This is a genomic window from Vreelandella glaciei (assembly GCF_013415125.1).
Classification (GTDB): Bacteria; Pseudomonadota; Gammaproteobacteria; order Pseudomonadales; family Halomonadaceae; genus Vreelandella; species Vreelandella glaciei.
The window spans coordinates 1-15,069 of the sequence record NZ_JACCDE010000031.1; the positions used below are offsets into that span (position 1 = coordinate 1).

Here is a 15,069-nt window from a genome sequence, read left to right on the forward strand (position 1 = left end):
ATAAGCTAAACGATAGACCAAGAAAGCGGCTGGGATACCGAACCCCAGCCCAGGTGTTCTTAGGTGAATACTCAGGAGCGCTAGAAACCGCAGGTGCTGCACTTATTAGTTGAATTCAGGTCCCGCCAAGCAAGGGACCACCAAGGGGCGGAAACGCCCCTTTTTATATCGCGAGGGCAACATGATTAAAAAAGCGGCTTTACTATTAACGGCACCTTTTTTAATGGTGTTTTCTGATTTTGCTTTATCAGATAACTATAATTATTATCATATTGCCAATAGGGCAGGGTCTTTTGCATCAAGTCCTGCTGCCTCTTGTCGTAATTATGTTGAAAGTGATTCTGAATTACATAGTGAAACTTATTATTCTCCTGCTACTTGTTTGTACTATAGGCATGGTACTTACGGCTATATTACTAACACTATTCGTCATGAAAGTGCTTCTAGTTGTCCTGATAATGTTGTTCATGGTTGTGGTAATGCTAATTATATTGCTTATTTAGAAAATAATCCTCTTGCGTTACCCACTAAAACGAATGAAGAGTGTCAATCTGAAAATGGAGACTCTTACAATACTCAGGACGCTAGTGTATCTAATTATTTATCATCTGGTGGCTCTGTTAAAACGCATAGCGGTGCTTGTTCTGTTTCTATGGGTGGCGGTGTTTTAACGTGTGCTGGTTCTGGTGATTCTTTAGATTGTTCTGTGCCTATACAATCTGTTTCAACAGGTGATTATGGAATTTATGGCAATAATATTACGGGGGGGTTTAGCGTCATCGTCTGATGGCTCTTTGCCTGTTGACGATTTTGCCACTCCTAGTTATTTAGAGCCTCTTCCAGGTGCCTGCTCTGACCCGTCTAGTTGCGTCACTATCGGCGACACCTCTTATTTAGTCGATTGGGAAGCCGCTCCTGATTACTTCTCCTATGTTGATTCGAGCGGTAATGTTCAATCGGGCTCTGGTGGTGGCGATCCTACCGACCCCACCGACCCAGGCGGCGACAATGGCGGTGGCGATACGGGTGATGGTGACCCCGACGACGGTTCCACCGTGCCAGATTTCGAGTTTGACGAATCCGGCGTTATTGAAGCGATCGGCTCCGCTGGTCAATCTAATCAAAACGCCATCAACTCGCTCTCCAACGATGTAACCGGCGCGATCAGTAGCCAAACCAATACCCTTACCGACTCCCTCACAGATCAAACCACCGATCTTACCACCGCGACGACTAACCAAACGGACGCCCTCACCGATTCGTTAGACGACCAAACGACTGACGTTACTGATGCCATTGGCGATCAAACAGGCAGTCTCACCAGCAAACTCGGCGACCTTCAAACCGCCATCGTCGATGGCATGAAAAACATTACCGTCCGTGTCTCTGGCGGCGGTGGCGGTTCTTCCGGTGGCTCTGACGGTGAGGGTGATGGAGAAGGTGAAGGGGACGGCGAGGAAGAAGGCGGTTTGATTGATGCATTAGCCAATTTCTTTGGCGATAGCGCTAATGAAGCGGCTGATGGATTTTCAACAGGATTAGAAGAAGCCACCTCAGATGAAGAATTTAATGAATTTGACCAGCGAGCCTATGCAGAAGAACTCTACGACACTTACGAAACGGAACAACTGGGCATTCTCGAAGAACGTGTACGTGCCCTTTTAGATACCGTCGATGCCGCACTAGCACCGTACCGTAGCTTAATTACTCGCCTGATTCCGGATGTACCCACTTCAGCCTGTACCCCTATTGTGTTTGGCAGCGGTGAAAGGTCATTCACCATCGACTGTGAATACTTCAACCTTCTTAAAGCCATGCTCGCCTGGCTGCTATACGTTTTTACCGCTTACACCATCGTGAGCACCGTTTTCTCTTACCGCTCTAACGGTCAAGCCCAAGGACACTAACTATGGCGTTCCCTATCTTCACCACCGTTGCCCGCGTTATAGGTCTTGCTGGAAAAGCAGTAGGTAAAGCGATCGGCATTGTGTCACTAAAAAGATTTTGGCGGCTTAGTCGCATGGTCTTTTTTGTCGAACTCTTTGTTTACTTCCGACGCTTAATATTTCAAATAACGTGGCTATCCGTAAAAATTGCCATTTTTCTATATTTGTTTGAGCAGATTATTCAAGCCGTTGAACTGCTTTTTACTACCTTTGCCGCGCCTCTCCCAACGGAACTATCAAACGGTATCGCTCGGGTCTTACCTAACAACTTTACGGCCTGCATAACTGCCATTTTAAGCACCAAATTCTTCTTCTTTGTGCTCTCGGTAAAAGACCGAGTGCTTTCATCGGTGTGAGGTAAGGTATGGCCGTTTACGTCGTCACCGGCAAACTAGGCGCCGGTAAAACCCTCGTCGCCGTGGGCAAGATCAAGGACAAGCTCAATCGCGGCTGCAAGGTCGCCACTAACCTTGATTTAAAACTGGATAAGCTGATTGGCGAAAAAGCCAAACAGACCCGCTGCTACCGCATCCCTGATAAACCCGTCCTGGCTGACCTGGAGTCCATCGGCACCGGTACCGACGATTACGACGAACATAAAAACGGCCTATTAGTGCTCGACGAATGCGGCACCTGGTTCAACGCCCGCTCCTGGAACGACAAAAGCCGCCAAGACGTTATCAATTGGTTTCTCCATGCCCGAAAACTCGGCTGGGATATCATTTTCTTGATTCAAGACCTGTCGATCATGGACAAGCAAGCCCGCGTCGCCCTCGCGGAACACGTCGTTTACTGCCGTCGCCTGGACCGCATCTCGATCCCCATTATCGGCTCGCTCTGGTCCATGTTCGCCGGTGGCAAGATGCCCATGCCAAAAGTCCACCTAGGCATCGTCAAATACGGCGACTCCCCCACCTCCATCGTCGTCGAACGCTGGACCTACACCGGCCGCGCGCTCTACCCCGCGTACGACACCAAACAAGCCTTCTCTGACCACTACGCCCACGGCACTTACTCCGTGCTACCGCCCTGGCTCACCCACGGCAGGCTCAGGGTACCGCGTGACGCGAGGTTCTACATGAAAATGACCCGTATCTACTGGAAACGCTTTAACCGCCCGTTTCTCTCCCTGGCCTCGTTTGCGCTGGGCTGCTTTATCACCCTGTCGGTACTCGTCGCCGACCGCGTCAACGCACGATCACCAGACGACACCCCCGCTGCACCGCTAGCACTGCCCGACCTCAGCACCACCCGTATCGCCAGCTTTACCCAGTTTGGCGACCACACCACCTACCGTCTCATTGATAGCGACCGCCAGACCCTCACCACCGACGACCTCGCCCGCCAAGGCTTCGGCATCGTCCCCGTGAGCGCCTGTCTCGTCCGCGTAGAAAATGGAGTCACCCATGCTGAAATTCGCTGCTAAAACCGCCGTATCGTTCGCCCTGGCCACCTGCATCGCCACCGGCGCCCAAGCCAGCCCTATTCATATGCAAGACACCGACATTCGTGAGTTTGTGCGCTGGTACGTGGATCAAACCGCCACCCCGCTGGCCATTCACCCCACCGCGACCGGCACACTCACGGTTTACGCCCCCGATGTACCCGATCACCAGTTGGAAGAATTCTTTCAAGGCGTGTTGAGCTCCCACGGCTACACCATCCTCCCAGGCAACCCCCCGACCGTTGCCCCGGCCAGCCAATCAGCCACCCAATCACCCAGCCAACCAACACCAGGTGTTTTGTCTGCACCAGGCGCACACGATCCCGCCGCCGCGATCGCCAACGCCCCCAAGCTGACACCACCCCCAGCACCCCAGGCCACTCACCTGTTCTCCTTCGATAACGTGCGCGCAGATGACATTGCCCCATTGGTCACTAGCTTCCTGACCCAGAACGCCCAGGAAGGCAACACCTTGCCCCGTGTCCAGGTACTCCATGCCTCTAACGCCATCTTGGCCAAGGGCCCCGAAAAGCAGCTTGAACAGCTTCAACAGTTCATTCCCCAAGTAGACGTCGCTCACCCCCAATTACTCATTCAAGCGGTCATCTTTGAAACCACGGACGGCGATACCTTCGATCTCGGCGTCTCACTGGGTCGGGCCACGGGTAGCGGTGTCGCGGGTGGCTTCAACACCGCCAATCTAGGCACCTCGCTCGCCTCCTCCGGTGGCACCTTCGGGATCTTCGACGGGAACATACTCGCGTTTGCGATCAATGCCTTACAGCGCGACTCAAGCTCTAACGTGTTATCCACACCGCAAATTCTTACCCTCTCGGGCAAGCGTGGCACCATCTCCATCGGTCAGAATGTCCCGTTCGTCACGGGCCGCGTCACCGGCGAATCAGCGGACGTTAACAGCCCCTTTCAGACCATCGAACGCCGCGATGTGGGCATCCGTTTAAACGTCCTACCGGTGGTCACCGCTTCCGGCCTCGTGATCATGGATATCACTACATCGGCTGACTCTCTTACGGATTCTGTGCTAGCCTCAGATATCATTACGAATCAACGGCAGATCAACACCACCGTTCAGATACGTTCCGGCCAAACACTGCTTCTAGGTGGCCTCTCTTCCCAGAATGACCAACAACAGGTCATGGGAGTGCCAGGCTTACAAAGCGTCCCCCTCGCCGGTCGTCTATTCCAGAACGAATCCAACTCCCGCCAACGTACAAACCTCCATGTGCTGTTACAGGCCACGGTGCTCCCTCGCTATGACGCAAAACAGCCCGTTGCACGCCCAAACGCCGCGAATACCGTAGCAGGGCTGACAACCACAAGCTGGCGTCACGAGGTCGAGACCATCCCTGTAACACGTCTCGCAGAGTAAATAGCCCAAATGAGCTACTGGCTCACTACAGCACATTGAAGCATTTTCAAAAATAGAGGATTTCAGGCTATGGAACGTTGGGAACGGTACTCTATCGCGTCGCTCCAGCGCGGCGAACAAGACCAGTTTGGAAAGCTGCTTATCAGCTCGCTAGGACAGCGAGAAATGCACAATCTCCGCATATTGAACGCGGGCGTGGATACAGTACGCCAGCTCTACCAAGGCAAACCACAGCTTCCCCAATTCGATAAGATCATCAACGTCTACAACGAAGGCAAAGGGGCCACCATGCGCCTCTTTGATCAAGAGTGGTCGGTAGGTGCCGGCGCAGCCGGTTCAGGCTTCCGCTACCGCCTCCAAAACAATGAACTAGGTGCTATCGTCTTCTTCCAGGCACGGCACGTAAAGACCGAGAATACCGGTAGCCATCTGAAAATCGAGCTAAGCCCACACTTCATCCAAGAGCGCTCCCCTCAGCAGTGCCAAAAGTTCATGGATATGATCGCCGCCTCCATGCTGACTCAAGGAGAGCCCGTAGGCGCAGCCATCCACCTCGCCCTGGATGTACAAGGCTGGGAGCCGCCTAAAAACTTCATGGAACGCTTCGTGACCCGCTCCAAGAAGATCATGCGGATCGACGGCATCGACACCCTGGAATTTGACCACGGCAACATTGCCACCACCTATGGCCGCGGTGAAACCTACATGTTTGGCACGGCAGGCGCCCTGCAATGCTGTATCTACAACAAGACCCTGGAAGCCAAGCACCGCGACAAAATGCACTTCTGGGAAGGCCTCTGGCAAAACGCCGTCGATGACGACCTAAACGGCACCTACAACCCCGAAGAAACCGTCTGGCGTATCGAATTACGTTTTCACCAGTCCGTACTCCGAGAATACGCCCAAGGCATCCCCTGCAACATCGACACCGGTGAAGTGCTCGATCACAACCACGGCTTCAGCCGCTTCGTCGACGTGGTACCGCACCTCACCGGCCTCTGGCGTACCGCCATGCAATCCTATCGCCTGGACGCCCGCCGCAACCTGATCGACCCCGCATGGCAAGTCATGCAGGATGACGCCCGTTTCTACTGCCACGAACCCGGCTTCATGTACAAGCGAGCGCGGAAAGCGCCTGGGCTCGGCAACGAAAAGAACGTCACCCTGGCGTTTGGCAACCTGATTAGCATCTACGCCCGCCAGGGCATCCGCACCGACCAAGCGATTACCTATCTCAAGCGCTCCGGCATGTGGGAAGACCTAGAACAGTACTACCGGCGACGAAGCGTCAACACCAGCCAGTTCCGGCAGATCGTCGAACAGAAGCTGATAGAGCGACGATTAGTAGGCAAAGCCGCGTCATGAGCATTAAGAAAGTCAAAACCGGCTGGAAAGTGGACATCATGCCTGAAGGCCGATATGGAAAGCGTGTCCGTAAAATACTGCCTACCCAGGCAGCAGCGAAACGCTTTGAAGGCAAGGTATTAGCCAAGGCTGCCACTGGCGAAAGTTACGTCAGCCCAAAAAGGGATCGTCGCACCCTAAAAGACTTGATCAAGCTCTGGTATGACTACCATGGCCGCTCTCTCAAAGACGGTAAACGACGCAACTCACAGCTTAATAATTTAGCCGATATCATGGGCAATCCAACGGCCGCCACGATCACCCCCGTGGACGCTTCAGAACTGCGTCAGAAACGCCTGGAAGCGGGTATCACACCCAACACGGCCAACCATGACCATGCCCACTTAAGAGCGGTATTTAACCAGCTCATACGGCTTGGAGAATGGAATAAGCCTAACCCCTTCGCCAAAATGCAGCCGTTGCGCCTGGACGAAAAAGAGCTCGCCTACCTGACCGATGAAGAGTTACGTCAACTTTTTAACGTACTCGAACACGCCAACAACCCAGACGTTGAATTAATCACACGCCTTTGTCTCGCCACGGGAGCCCGCTGGAGCGAAGCCCAGACCCTAAGAGCGGAAATGCTAAGAAATAGCCGTGTCACCTTCACCGGCACTAAAAACGGCCGCAACCGCACCATACCGCTCAGTGAAGAGCTTTATAAGTCGCTCACCCAACACGGGGCAAGGATCGGTAGAGTCTTCCGCACCGACGCTTATAAAGCGTTCTCCGCGGCGATCATTGAAGCCGGCATAAGACTCCCCAGGGGGCAGAGAACCCACGTTCTCCGTCACACGTTTGCGAGTCACTTCATGATGAATGGTGGTGATGTGCTAACCCTGCAGAAAATTCTCGGACACAGAACCATTGCAATGACGATGCGTTATGCACACCTGTCACCCGACCATTTAGCCGATGCCATCAAATACGCGCCAAAGCTCTGTTGACACTTTGTTGACACTTTCGGAATAGCGCCCAATAAAAAAGGCCTAGCGATGAACGCTAAGCCCTTGATATCTTTGGTGCCGGTAGCCAGACTCGAACTGGCACACCCGTAAAGGCGGCGGATTTTGAATCCGCTGCGTCTACCAATTCCGCCATACCGGCAATGCGTGCGTAGTATACGTAAATTTCGAGGTAGGTCAATCACATTGACTGACTTTATGCAGCCAAAGCGCTATCCTATGCCGCCTGTTTGATCAACGTTAAGAGTTATACGCCATGCAGCGCGCGGATTTTCATTACGAGCTACCCGACGAATTAATTGCTCGCTACCCTTCTGAACAACGTAGCGACTGCCGGTTGCTGTGCGTGGATGGCCAGAGCGGCGCGTTGGAACATCGCCGCTTTCCTGATCTGCTTGAGCTTCTTGAGCCCGGCGACCTGTTGGTGTTTAACGACACCCGCGTGATTCCGGCGCGGCTGCACGGCCATAAGGCCAGCGGCGGCAAGGTGGAGATGCTGCTGGAGCGCCCGCTGGATGCCCACCGCGGCTTGGCGCATATTCGGTCAAGTAAATCGCCAAAGCCCGGCACGGAGCTGATTTTCGAGGGTGACGTTCACGCCATCGTAGAAGGCCGCCGTGATGCGCTGTTCGAACTGCGCTTTTTAGGCGATACGCCGATGATTGCACTGCTTGAAAAGCACGGCCATATGCCGCTGCCGCCGTATATCACCCGCGAAGACGAACTCAGTGACCGTGAGCGCTACCAGACCGTGTATGCCCGGCGTGATGGTGCAGTAGCAGCACCGACCGCCGGGCTGCATTTTGATCAGCCGCTGCTGGATGCCCTTGCCGACAAAGGCATTAACCGTGCCTTTGTCACGCTGCACGTGGGCGCGGGCACTTTTCAGCCGGTGCGGGTGGACAACATCCTTGAACACCATATGCACAGCGAGTGGATTGAGGTCACGGAAGCCACCTGTCAGCAAGTGCGCGATACCCTGGCAGCTGGCAAGCGGGTGGTGGCAGTAGGCACCACCAGCGTGCGCTGCCTGGAAAGCGCCTGCATGAAAAGTAGCGATGGGCAGATCGCGCCTTATAGTGGCGATACCGATATTTTCATTTATCCCGGTTACCAGTGGCGCTGCGTGGATGCTTTAATTACCAACTTCCATTTACCTGAATCGACCCTGCTGATGCTGGTCTCCTCCTTTGTGGGCTACGACACCATCATGCACGCCTATCAACGGGCAGTGGCCGAGCGCTATGCGTTCTTTAGCTACGGCGATGCCATGTTGTTAACCCGCTAGTTACTGACTGCCGATTGTTGACCCACTTGCCCTGCTCCAGTCGCGCCAAACGAATGAGATTAACGAGTTACCTTTATGCGAAACGAATGCTTTATGCGCTTTGAGCGCTTGGCCGACGATGGCCGCGCCCGCCGTGGCCGCCTTCACTTTCCCCGTGGCACGGTGGAAACGCCGGCCTTTATGCCGGTGGGCACCTACGGCACGGTGAAAGGCATGACGCCGGATTCTGTCAAAGAGATCGGTGCCGAAATCATCCTGGGCAACACCTTTCACCTGTGGCTACGCCCTGGCACCGAGGTGATTGAAGCCCACGGCGACCTGCACGACTTTGCCCAGTGGGACAAACCAATTCTGACCGACTCCGGCGGTTTTCAGGTATTTTCCCTGGGCGAGACACGCAAGATAACCGAGCAGGGCGTGCACTTCCGCTCGCCGGTGGATGGCAGCAAGGTCTTTATGGGCCCGGAAGAGTCTATGGCGGTGCAGCGCTCGCTGGGCTCCGATGTAGTGATGATCTTTGACGAGTGCACGCCCTACCCGGCTACCTTTGACGAAGCCGAGAAATCCATGGAGCTGTCGCTGCGCTGGGCCAAACGCTCGCGGGATGCCCACGGCGACTCCCCTTCCGCGCTGTTCGGTATTATTCAAGGCGGCATGCACCCTGAGCTGCGCGAACGCTCGCTCAAAGGGCTGCTGGAAATCGGCTTTGATGGTTTGGCGATTGGCGGCCTTTCAGTGGGCGAGCCTAAAGAAGAGATGATCAAGGTGCTCGACTACCTGCCCACCTGGATGCCCGATGAAAAGCCGCGCTATTTAATGGGGGTCGGCAAACCCGAAGACCTGGTGGAAGGCGTGCGGCGGGGTGTGGATATGTTCGATTGCGTGATGCCTACCCGCAATGCGCGTAACGGCCACCTGTTCACCTCGGAAGGCACGGTTAAGATTCGTAATGCCAAGCACCGTTTCGACACTCGCCCACTCGATGAAGAGTGCGATTGCCATACCTGCAAGCGTTTCTCCCGGGGCTACCTGCACCACTTGGACCGCTGTAATGAAATGCTCGGCTCAATGCTCAACACCATCCACAACTTACGTTACTACCAGCGTGTGATGGCTGATTTGCGCGCGGCAATTGAAGCGGGTACATTGACGACCTTTGTGGAAGGCTTCTATGCACGGCGCGGCCTGCCGGTGCCTCCCCTTGCTACTTAAAGCGAATTAATCGCCACGCGCCTTGGCGCGTGGTTTAAACTGTTCGACTATGTTTTTTGAACCAAGCTTTTAACTACCAAGCTTTTACAACTAAGCCTTTAAAAACCTAAGCTTTTTCTAACTCAGGAGCTCTCTACAATGCTGGATTTCTTCATCTCACCAGCCCATGCCCAATCAGCCGCCGGTGGCGGTGGTATTGCGCAAATCGTCATGCTGGTCGGTTTCGTGCTGATTTTCTACTTCCTGTTGTGGCGTCCGCAAGCCAAACGCGCTAAGCAGCACAAGCAACTGGTCAGCAACCTGGACAAAGGCGACGAGATCGTCATTGGCGGCGGTTTGGTAGGTCGTATCACTAAGGTGAGCGACGAGTTCCTGACCATCGAGATCTCTGAAGGCACCGAAGTTAACGTGCAGAAGAACGCCGTTGCCGCCGTACTGCCTAAAGGCACCATCAAGTCCATCTAAACCTTGTAATACCCCTGCCGAGCCAGTGCCAGCCACCCCGGCAGGGGTGACATGGTATAAATGATGGTGAACTTTGCTGTGCGCGGTGTGTCCGTGCACAGCATTCCGTTTGTAATTGAAGGCAGGGCTTGCATGCTCAACCGTTACCCCCTGTGGAAGTATCTACTGATACTGGTCGTCCTGGTGGTTGGCCTTATCTACTCGCTTCCCAATCTATTCCCCGAAGATCCCGCTATTCAAATCAGCAGCGCCCAAGGCGACTCGCTGGATGAGCAACAGATAGAGCGTGTTGAAGCCGCGCTTAGCGAAAACGATATCGAAGTAAAAGCGTTCGAAGAAGAGAATGGACAATGGCTCATTCGTTTGCGCCATGACGATGATCAACTTCCCGCACGCGACATTGCCGCCGATTTATTGGGCGATGAGGCAACGGTAGCACTGAACCTTGCTGAAGCAACGCCGGAGTGGCTACAGGCATTCTCTGCCTCCCCCATGACGTTAGGCCTTGATTTGCGCGGTGGCGTGCACTTCCTGCTGGAAGTGGATATGGACGCCGCGTTAACCCAGCGCCTTGAAGTCAACGGCAGTGCCATGCGTGAGCTGCTGCGTGGTGAGCGTATCCGCTACCGCAACACTGAAGTCGAAGAGCGTTCGCTTTCGATCGATTTCGCCAGCAGCGAAGACCGCGACACAGCCCGCAGCCTGATCAGCCGCGACTTCCCTGAGTTTGAATACAGCAGCGAAGGCGATGGCCGCGCTTCAACGCTGGTCATGACGCTTAGCGATCAGTCGGTCAGCGAAATTCAGGATTACGCGATCAACCAGAACTTGACCACCCTACGCAACCGGGTCAATGAACTGGGCGTGGCAGAGCCAATGGTGCAGCGCCAGGGGCCTAACCAAATCGTGGTCGAGCTTCCCGGCATTCAAGACACCGTGGCCGCCAAACGCATTGTAGGCGCAACGGCCAATCTGGAATTCCGCCTGGAAGCCCGCCCTGACACCCCGGAAAACGAAACAGAAACCCTAACGTTTCGTAACGAGCCTGCGCGCACCGCTGAGCTAATGCGCGATGTGATCATTACCGGTGACAGCGTTTCCAGTGCCAGCAACAGTTTCGATGAAAACGGTCGCCCGCAAGTCAATATTGATCTGGACGGCACCGGCGGCACGCTGATGAACCGTGCCACGCGCACCAACATTGGTCGCAACATGGCGGTGCTGTTCATTGAGCACAAGAGCGAAGATACCGTGGTGACCGACCCGGAAACGGGTGAAGAAACCATTGAGCGCGAGCCCTATGTTGAGCGCGGCCTAATCAGTCTGGCAACGATTCAAAGCGCCCTGGGTAACAGCTTCCGGATCACCGGCCTGGACTCGCCGACAGAAGCCGCTGAACTGGCGCTACTGCTGCGTTCGGGCTCCCTTGCAGCTCCCATCTACTTCGTGCAAGAGCGCACGATTGGGCCAAGCTTGGGCGCTGAAAACATTGAGCGCGGTTTGCTCTCGGTGCAGATCGGTCTGCTGCTGGTCGTGCTGTTCATGCTGGTGCGTTACAAGGTGTTTGGTGTGTTTGCCAACATCGCCCTGGCGCTGAACTTAACGCTGCTGGTCGCGGTGATGTCAATGCTGGGCGCCACGCTGACGCTGCCGGGTATTGCCGGTATCGTGTTGACGCTGGGCATGGCGGTCGATGCCAACGTGCTGATCTTTGAGCGAATACGCGAAGAGCTGCGCAACGGCATGTCGGTGCAACAGGCGATTCAAGCCGGTTATGAGCGCGCCTTTACCTCCATCGTCGACGCCAATATCACCACGCTGCTGGTGGCCGTTATCCTGTTCTCGATTGGCTCCGGCCCGGTGAAAGGGTTTGCCGTCACGCTCTCTATCGGCATTTTGACTTCGCTGTTCACCGCTCTGATGGTGACTCGCGCCATGGTCAACTTGTTCTATGGCAGCAAACCCGTCAAAAAGCTGTGGATCTAATCCACGTGCTTAGCCCAGAACTTAAGAGGTGGTAATGAAACCCCTATCACACCTGCAAATCGACTTTATGGGACGACGCAATATCGCGTTTGTCGTCTCTGCTTTGCTTTTGGTCGTGTCGATTGGCGCTATTCTGTTCCAGCAGCTCAACCTGGGGCTGGATTTCACCGGCGGTACGCTGGTTGAGGTGCGTTATGGCGCTGCGCCCTCACTTGATGCTATTCGTGTGCTGCTTGAAGAGAGCGGCTTCCAAGATGTCTCCGTGCAGACCTTTGGGGCATCAACCGAAGTATTGATCCGCCTTCAGCAGGCGTTTGATGCCGATGTGGGCGCTGAGGTCGTTAACCTTCTGCGCTCCAGTGGCGATAGCGTTGACCTTGTTCGCTCCGAGTTCGTTGGCTCCCAAGTCGGTGACCAGCTGCGCGATCAAAGCGGCCTGGGCCTGTTGGTAGCCCTTGGCGTGGTAATGCTCTACGTGGCCTTCCGCTTTCAGTACAAGTTTGCGATTGGCGCACTGCTGGCACTGCTACACGACGTAATTATCGTCGTGGGCATTTTTGCGCTATTTCAGCTCGATTTCGATCTCACCGTGCTCGCAGCGATCCTGGCGGTTATCGGCTACTCGCTGAACGATACCATCGTGGTTTACGACCGTGTGCGCGAAGCCATCCGCACCTCGCGCATCGACGATATGCCGCAGATCTTCAACGAAGCGATTAACGCCACGCTCTCGCGCACCCTGGCAACCTCGGGCACCACCATTCTGGTGCTGCTTGCGCTACTGCTGCTGGGCGGGGATATGATTGAGAACTTTGCCATTGCGCTGCTGGTTGGCATCGTCGTGGGTACGTTCTCTTCTATCTATATTGCCGCGGCGCTGCTGCTACCGCTGAAGCTGTCGCGGGAAGATTTGATTCCCACCAAGAAAGAGCTTGATGAAGAAGAGGAGGAGTTGCCTTAACGGCGCCTCCATTTAGATGGCTTCTTTAGCCGACAAAAAAGCCCCTGCTGGGTTACCAGCAGGGGCTTTTTTTATCTTTACAGCTTTTATCTTTAAAAGCTTAGCATTGCTGCTTAAAAGTGCGGCGTTAGCTGCTTGATCAGTGCTTTATAAAGACGCGGCCCAGCAGCCATTAATTGCCCTTCCACTTTCACCGTGGGCTGGCCGTCGGGCGTGCCCATCAAGGCGCCCGACTCTTTCAGAAACAGCGTGCCTACTAGCATGTCCTGCTCTTCCAAGCCGAGCACGAAAGCACTGTCCACTCGCCCAGTGGCTAACTCACACAAATCCAGCAGTCCACAGCCTGTTGCCAGCAGGTTTTCTACCTGGGGGGCAAGCTGCTGTGAAACGGTTAGATAGGCAGGCAAATTACGGGGGCGCAGCCAAACTTCCGGCAGGCTCATGGCCATTCGCGTACCGCTGATGGCGGTAGGCTTGCTAACGCGCATGCGCTTGTCATTGTGCTGGGCACCGCGACCGCGGCTGGCGATATATTCGTCGTCGGCGAACGGGCAGATAATCACTGCGTGCTCGGGACGACCTTTGATAAGACACACCACTGAGAGTGCAAAGCCCTTACCGGCAACGGCTAAATTGGAGTAGCCGTGCATCGGTTCAATTTTCCAGACGGTATCCGCGCCTTCGCCTTCACCCGCGCGATGTGGCGTAAAGCGGCCGGTCACACCGTGCTGGGGGTAACCGCGCTCCAACTGCTGAACAATCGTCGCTTCGGCCTTGCGCGCTGTCTCATCGAGCAGGCGGTCAAGGTTAAATTCATCGTGAGCGTTTTCAATACGTTCGCGTACGCGCAGAAAGTGTTCAACAGCGCCACGCGCAGCGCGCAGCGTAAATTGGACCATCGGATTCATGGTTGGGCCTTGTGACAGTGATGTTAAAGAACGTGATGCTAATAATAGAGCATAAGTAGGCGCAGGTGCCGCCTTTGGCGCGCAATTCTAGCAGACCACTCTCGGGCATGCCATCGACTCATGCTAGACTGCGCGTTTTACGCATTAATGATCCCTTGTTTTTATTAACAGGGCCTTATTAGCAGGATCTTATTAACCGGATCTTATTAACAAAGACTATTTACCGAGCCCTATCATGCTTGAGCGCATTCGCATTGTTCTTATCGGCACTAGCCACCCTGGCAATATCGGCGGCGTGGCACGCGCCATGCATAATATGGGCTTGGCAGATTTAGCCCTTGTTGCCCCCCGCTGCGAGGTCATTACCCAGGACAGTATTTCCCGCGCCTCCGGCGCTGACCACCTGCTTCATCAAGCCAGTGTGCACGCTACTCTTGAAGAAGCAGTGGCTGATTGCACCCTGACCGTGGGCGCCAGTGCGCGCTCACGCACCCTGCCCTGGCCGATGCTCTCGCCCAGGGAATTAGCCGACCGGCTGCCCGCCGAGTGCCAAGCTGCTGAGTCACGCGTGGCACTAGTGTTTGGCCGTGAGGACAGCGGCCTGACCAATGCTGAGCTACAGCGCTGCCACGCCCACGTGCATATTCCGACTAATGCTGATTTCAGCTCGCTCAATTTGGCGGCGGCGGTGCAGGTGCTTGCCTATGAGTGTCGCATGGCTTGGCTAAGCCAGGCGGATGCGCCTTCAGCGGCGCCGAGTGATGACGCTGAGCTGGCTACCCACGCTGAACTTGAACGCTATTTCGAGCACTTGGAGCGCACGCTGATTGGCATTGATTTTCACGACCCCGACCAGCCGCGCCAACTGATGGCGAGACTCCGCCGGCTCTACCTGCGCGCCCGCCCAGAGCGGATGGAAATGAATATATTGCGTGGAATACTGTCGGCCACCGAGAAGGCTGCCAACACCAGGCAAACCAAGTGATAATTTATTAGGCTTGAAGATGCTGACTTGAAGACGCTACCTAACGCCCCCACGTTGAAGGTCTGTTTAGTTATCTTCATGCGATGCACTTTCAGTTGAGTGACTGCACATCTAC

At 54.8% G+C, this 15,069-nt stretch carries 14 protein-coding genes, 1 tRNA gene and 1 pseudogene; 14 read left to right on the forward strand and 2 right to left on the reverse strand.

From position 1 onward, the window contains the following. From HZS80_RS23620 to HZS80_RS18255, 8 genes and pseudogenes are all read left to right on the forward strand, one after another. Positions 1 to 113: pseudogene (locus tag HZS80_RS23620) on the forward strand (IS30 family transposase); the annotation flags it as partial. Between the two features lie 68 nt (positions 114 to 181). After that, positions 182 to 787, forward strand: coding sequence for a hypothetical protein (locus tag HZS80_RS18225; protein ID WP_179916868.1), 606 nt, complete (start codon positions 182 to 184; stop codon positions 785 to 787). Further along, positions 747 to 1,907 (forward strand): hypothetical protein, encoded by a 1,161-nt coding sequence (locus HZS80_RS18230; protein WP_179916869.1) that lies wholly within the window; start codon positions 747 to 749, stop codon positions 1,905 to 1,907. Before HZS80_RS18225 ends, HZS80_RS18230 begins: the two co-directional genes overlap by 41 nt. Before the next feature lie 2 nt (positions 1,908 to 1,909). Continuing rightward, entirely contained in the window at positions 1,910 to 2,302 is a 393-nt protein-coding gene (locus HZS80_RS18235; protein WP_179916870.1) for a DUF5455 family protein, read from the forward strand. An 8-nt stretch (positions 2,303 to 2,310) separates the two neighbouring features. Further along, on the forward strand, positions 2,311 to 3,372 hold the full coding sequence (locus tag HZS80_RS18240) for a zonular occludens toxin domain-containing protein (protein ID WP_179916871.1): 1,062 nt from the start codon (positions 2,311 to 2,313) through the stop codon (positions 3,370 to 3,372). Next, the gene (locus HZS80_RS18245) at positions 3,353 to 4,780 is read left to right on the forward strand and encodes a secretin N-terminal domain-containing protein (RefSeq protein ID WP_179916872.1); all 1,428 of its coding nucleotides are present in this window, start codon (positions 3,353 to 3,355) and stop codon (positions 4,778 to 4,780) included. Before HZS80_RS18240 ends, HZS80_RS18245 begins: the two co-directional genes overlap by 20 nt. Positions 4,781 to 4,849: 69 nt before the next feature. Next, entirely contained in the window at positions 4,850 to 6,145 is a 1,296-nt protein-coding gene (locus HZS80_RS18250; protein ID WP_179916873.1) for a hypothetical protein, read from the forward strand. Next, positions 6,142 to 7,131 carry a phage integrase gene (locus HZS80_RS18255; protein WP_179916874.1) on the forward strand — a complete coding sequence of 330 codons (990 nt, stop codon included), beginning with the start codon at positions 6,142 to 6,144 and terminating at the stop codon, positions 7,129 to 7,131. The genes HZS80_RS18250 and HZS80_RS18255 overlap by 4 nt, the downstream gene beginning before the upstream one ends. A gap of 73 nt (positions 7,132 to 7,204) precedes the next feature. Here the strand turns inward: HZS80_RS18255 and HZS80_RS18260 are convergent. After that, positions 7,205 to 7,291, reverse strand: a tRNA-Leu gene (locus tag HZS80_RS18260). Positions 7,292 to 7,405: 114 nt separating this feature from the next. On the opposite strand from HZS80_RS18260, the gene queA reads away from it, so the two are divergent. The 5 genes from queA (at position 7,406) to secF (ending at position 13,061) form a co-directional block, all read left to right on the forward strand. Beyond that, positions 7,406 to 8,437: a tRNA preQ1(34) S-adenosylmethionine ribosyltransferase-isomerase QueA gene (gene queA / locus HZS80_RS18265; protein ID WP_035564567.1), complete on the forward strand. Its 1,032-nt coding sequence runs from the start codon at positions 7,406 to 7,408 to the stop codon at positions 8,435 to 8,437. A gap of 93 nt (positions 8,438 to 8,530) precedes the next feature. Beyond that, on the forward strand, positions 8,531 to 9,649 hold the full coding sequence (gene tgt, locus HZS80_RS18270; protein WP_479694280.1) for a tRNA guanosine(34) transglycosylase Tgt: 1,119 nt from the start codon (positions 8,531 to 8,533) through the stop codon (positions 9,647 to 9,649). Positions 9,650 to 9,787: 138 nt separating this feature from the next. Further along, positions 9,788 to 10,114, forward strand: coding sequence for a preprotein translocase subunit YajC (gene yajC / locus HZS80_RS18275; protein ID WP_035564570.1), 327 nt, complete (start codon positions 9,788 to 9,790; stop codon positions 10,112 to 10,114). 132 nt (positions 10,115 to 10,246) lie between these two features. Then, positions 10,247 to 12,100, forward strand: coding sequence for a protein translocase subunit SecD (gene secD, locus HZS80_RS18280; protein ID WP_035564829.1), 1,854 nt, complete (start codon positions 10,247 to 10,249; stop codon positions 12,098 to 12,100). A 34-nt stretch (positions 12,101 to 12,134) separates the two neighbouring features. Continuing rightward, positions 12,135 to 13,061, forward strand: coding sequence for a protein translocase subunit SecF (gene secF / locus HZS80_RS18285; protein WP_035564572.1), 927 nt, complete (start codon positions 12,135 to 12,137; stop codon positions 13,059 to 13,061). A gap of 113 nt (positions 13,062 to 13,174) precedes the next feature. On the opposite strand, the gene HZS80_RS18290 is transcribed toward secF, so the two are convergent. Continuing rightward, positions 13,175 to 13,969, reverse strand: a complete 795-nt coding sequence (locus HZS80_RS18290; protein ID WP_035564573.1) for an inositol monophosphatase family protein — start codon at positions 13,967 to 13,969, stop codon at positions 13,175 to 13,177. Positions 13,970 to 14,204: 235 nt separating this feature from the next. Between HZS80_RS18290 and trmJ the strand changes: the two genes are divergently transcribed. Next, entirely contained in the window at positions 14,205 to 14,954 is a 750-nt protein-coding gene (gene trmJ / locus HZS80_RS18295) for a tRNA (cytosine(32)/uridine(32)-2'-O)-methyltransferase TrmJ (protein WP_035564574.1), read from the forward strand. The last annotated feature ends 115 nt before the right edge of the window (positions 14,955 to 15,069 follow it).

Excerpts from the sequence above, each read along its gene's own strand:
- queA (WP_035564567.1), top strand. The coding sequence starts at position 7,406 with ATGCAGCGCGCGGATTTTCATTACGAGCTACCCGACGAATTAATTGCT.
- HZS80_RS18250 (WP_179916873.1), top strand. The coding sequence starts at position 4,850 with ATGGAACGTTGGGAACGGTACTCTATCGCGTCGCTCCAGCGCGGCGAA.
- HZS80_RS18230 (WP_179916869.1), top strand. The coding sequence starts at position 747 with ATGGCAATAATATTACGGGGGGGTTTAGCGTCATCGTCTGATGGCTCT.
- HZS80_RS18255 (WP_179916874.1), top strand. The coding sequence starts at position 6,142 with ATGAGCATTAAGAAAGTCAAAACCGGCTGGAAAGTGGACATCATGCCT.
- tgt (WP_479694280.1), top strand. The coding sequence starts at position 8,531 with ATGCGCTTTGAGCGCTTGGCCGACGATGGCCGCGCCCGCCGTGGCCGC.
- HZS80_RS18245 (WP_179916872.1), top strand. The coding sequence starts at position 3,353 with ATGCTGAAATTCGCTGCTAAAACCGCCGTATCGTTCGCCCTGGCCACC.
- secD (WP_035564829.1), top strand. The coding sequence starts at position 10,247 with ATGCTCAACCGTTACCCCCTGTGGAAGTATCTACTGATACTGGTCGTC.
- HZS80_RS18225 (WP_179916868.1), top strand. The coding sequence starts at position 182 with ATGATTAAAAAAGCGGCTTTACTATTAACGGCACCTTTTTTAATGGTG.
- secF (WP_035564572.1), top strand. The coding sequence starts at position 12,135 with ATGAAACCCCTATCACACCTGCAAATCGACTTTATGGGACGACGCAAT.
- trmJ (WP_035564574.1), top strand. The coding sequence starts at position 14,205 with ATGCTTGAGCGCATTCGCATTGTTCTTATCGGCACTAGCCACCCTGGC.
- HZS80_RS18240 (WP_179916871.1), top strand. The coding sequence starts at position 2,311 with ATGGCCGTTTACGTCGTCACCGGCAAACTAGGCGCCGGTAAAACCCTC.
- HZS80_RS18235 (WP_179916870.1), top strand. The coding sequence starts at position 1,910 with ATGGCGTTCCCTATCTTCACCACCGTTGCCCGCGTTATAGGTCTTGCT.
- yajC (WP_035564570.1), top strand. The coding sequence starts at position 9,788 with ATGCTGGATTTCTTCATCTCACCAGCCCATGCCCAATCAGCCGCCGGT.
- HZS80_RS18290 (WP_035564573.1), bottom strand. The coding sequence starts at position 13,969 with ATGAATCCGATGGTCCAATTTACGCTGCGCGCTGCGCGTGGCGCTGTT.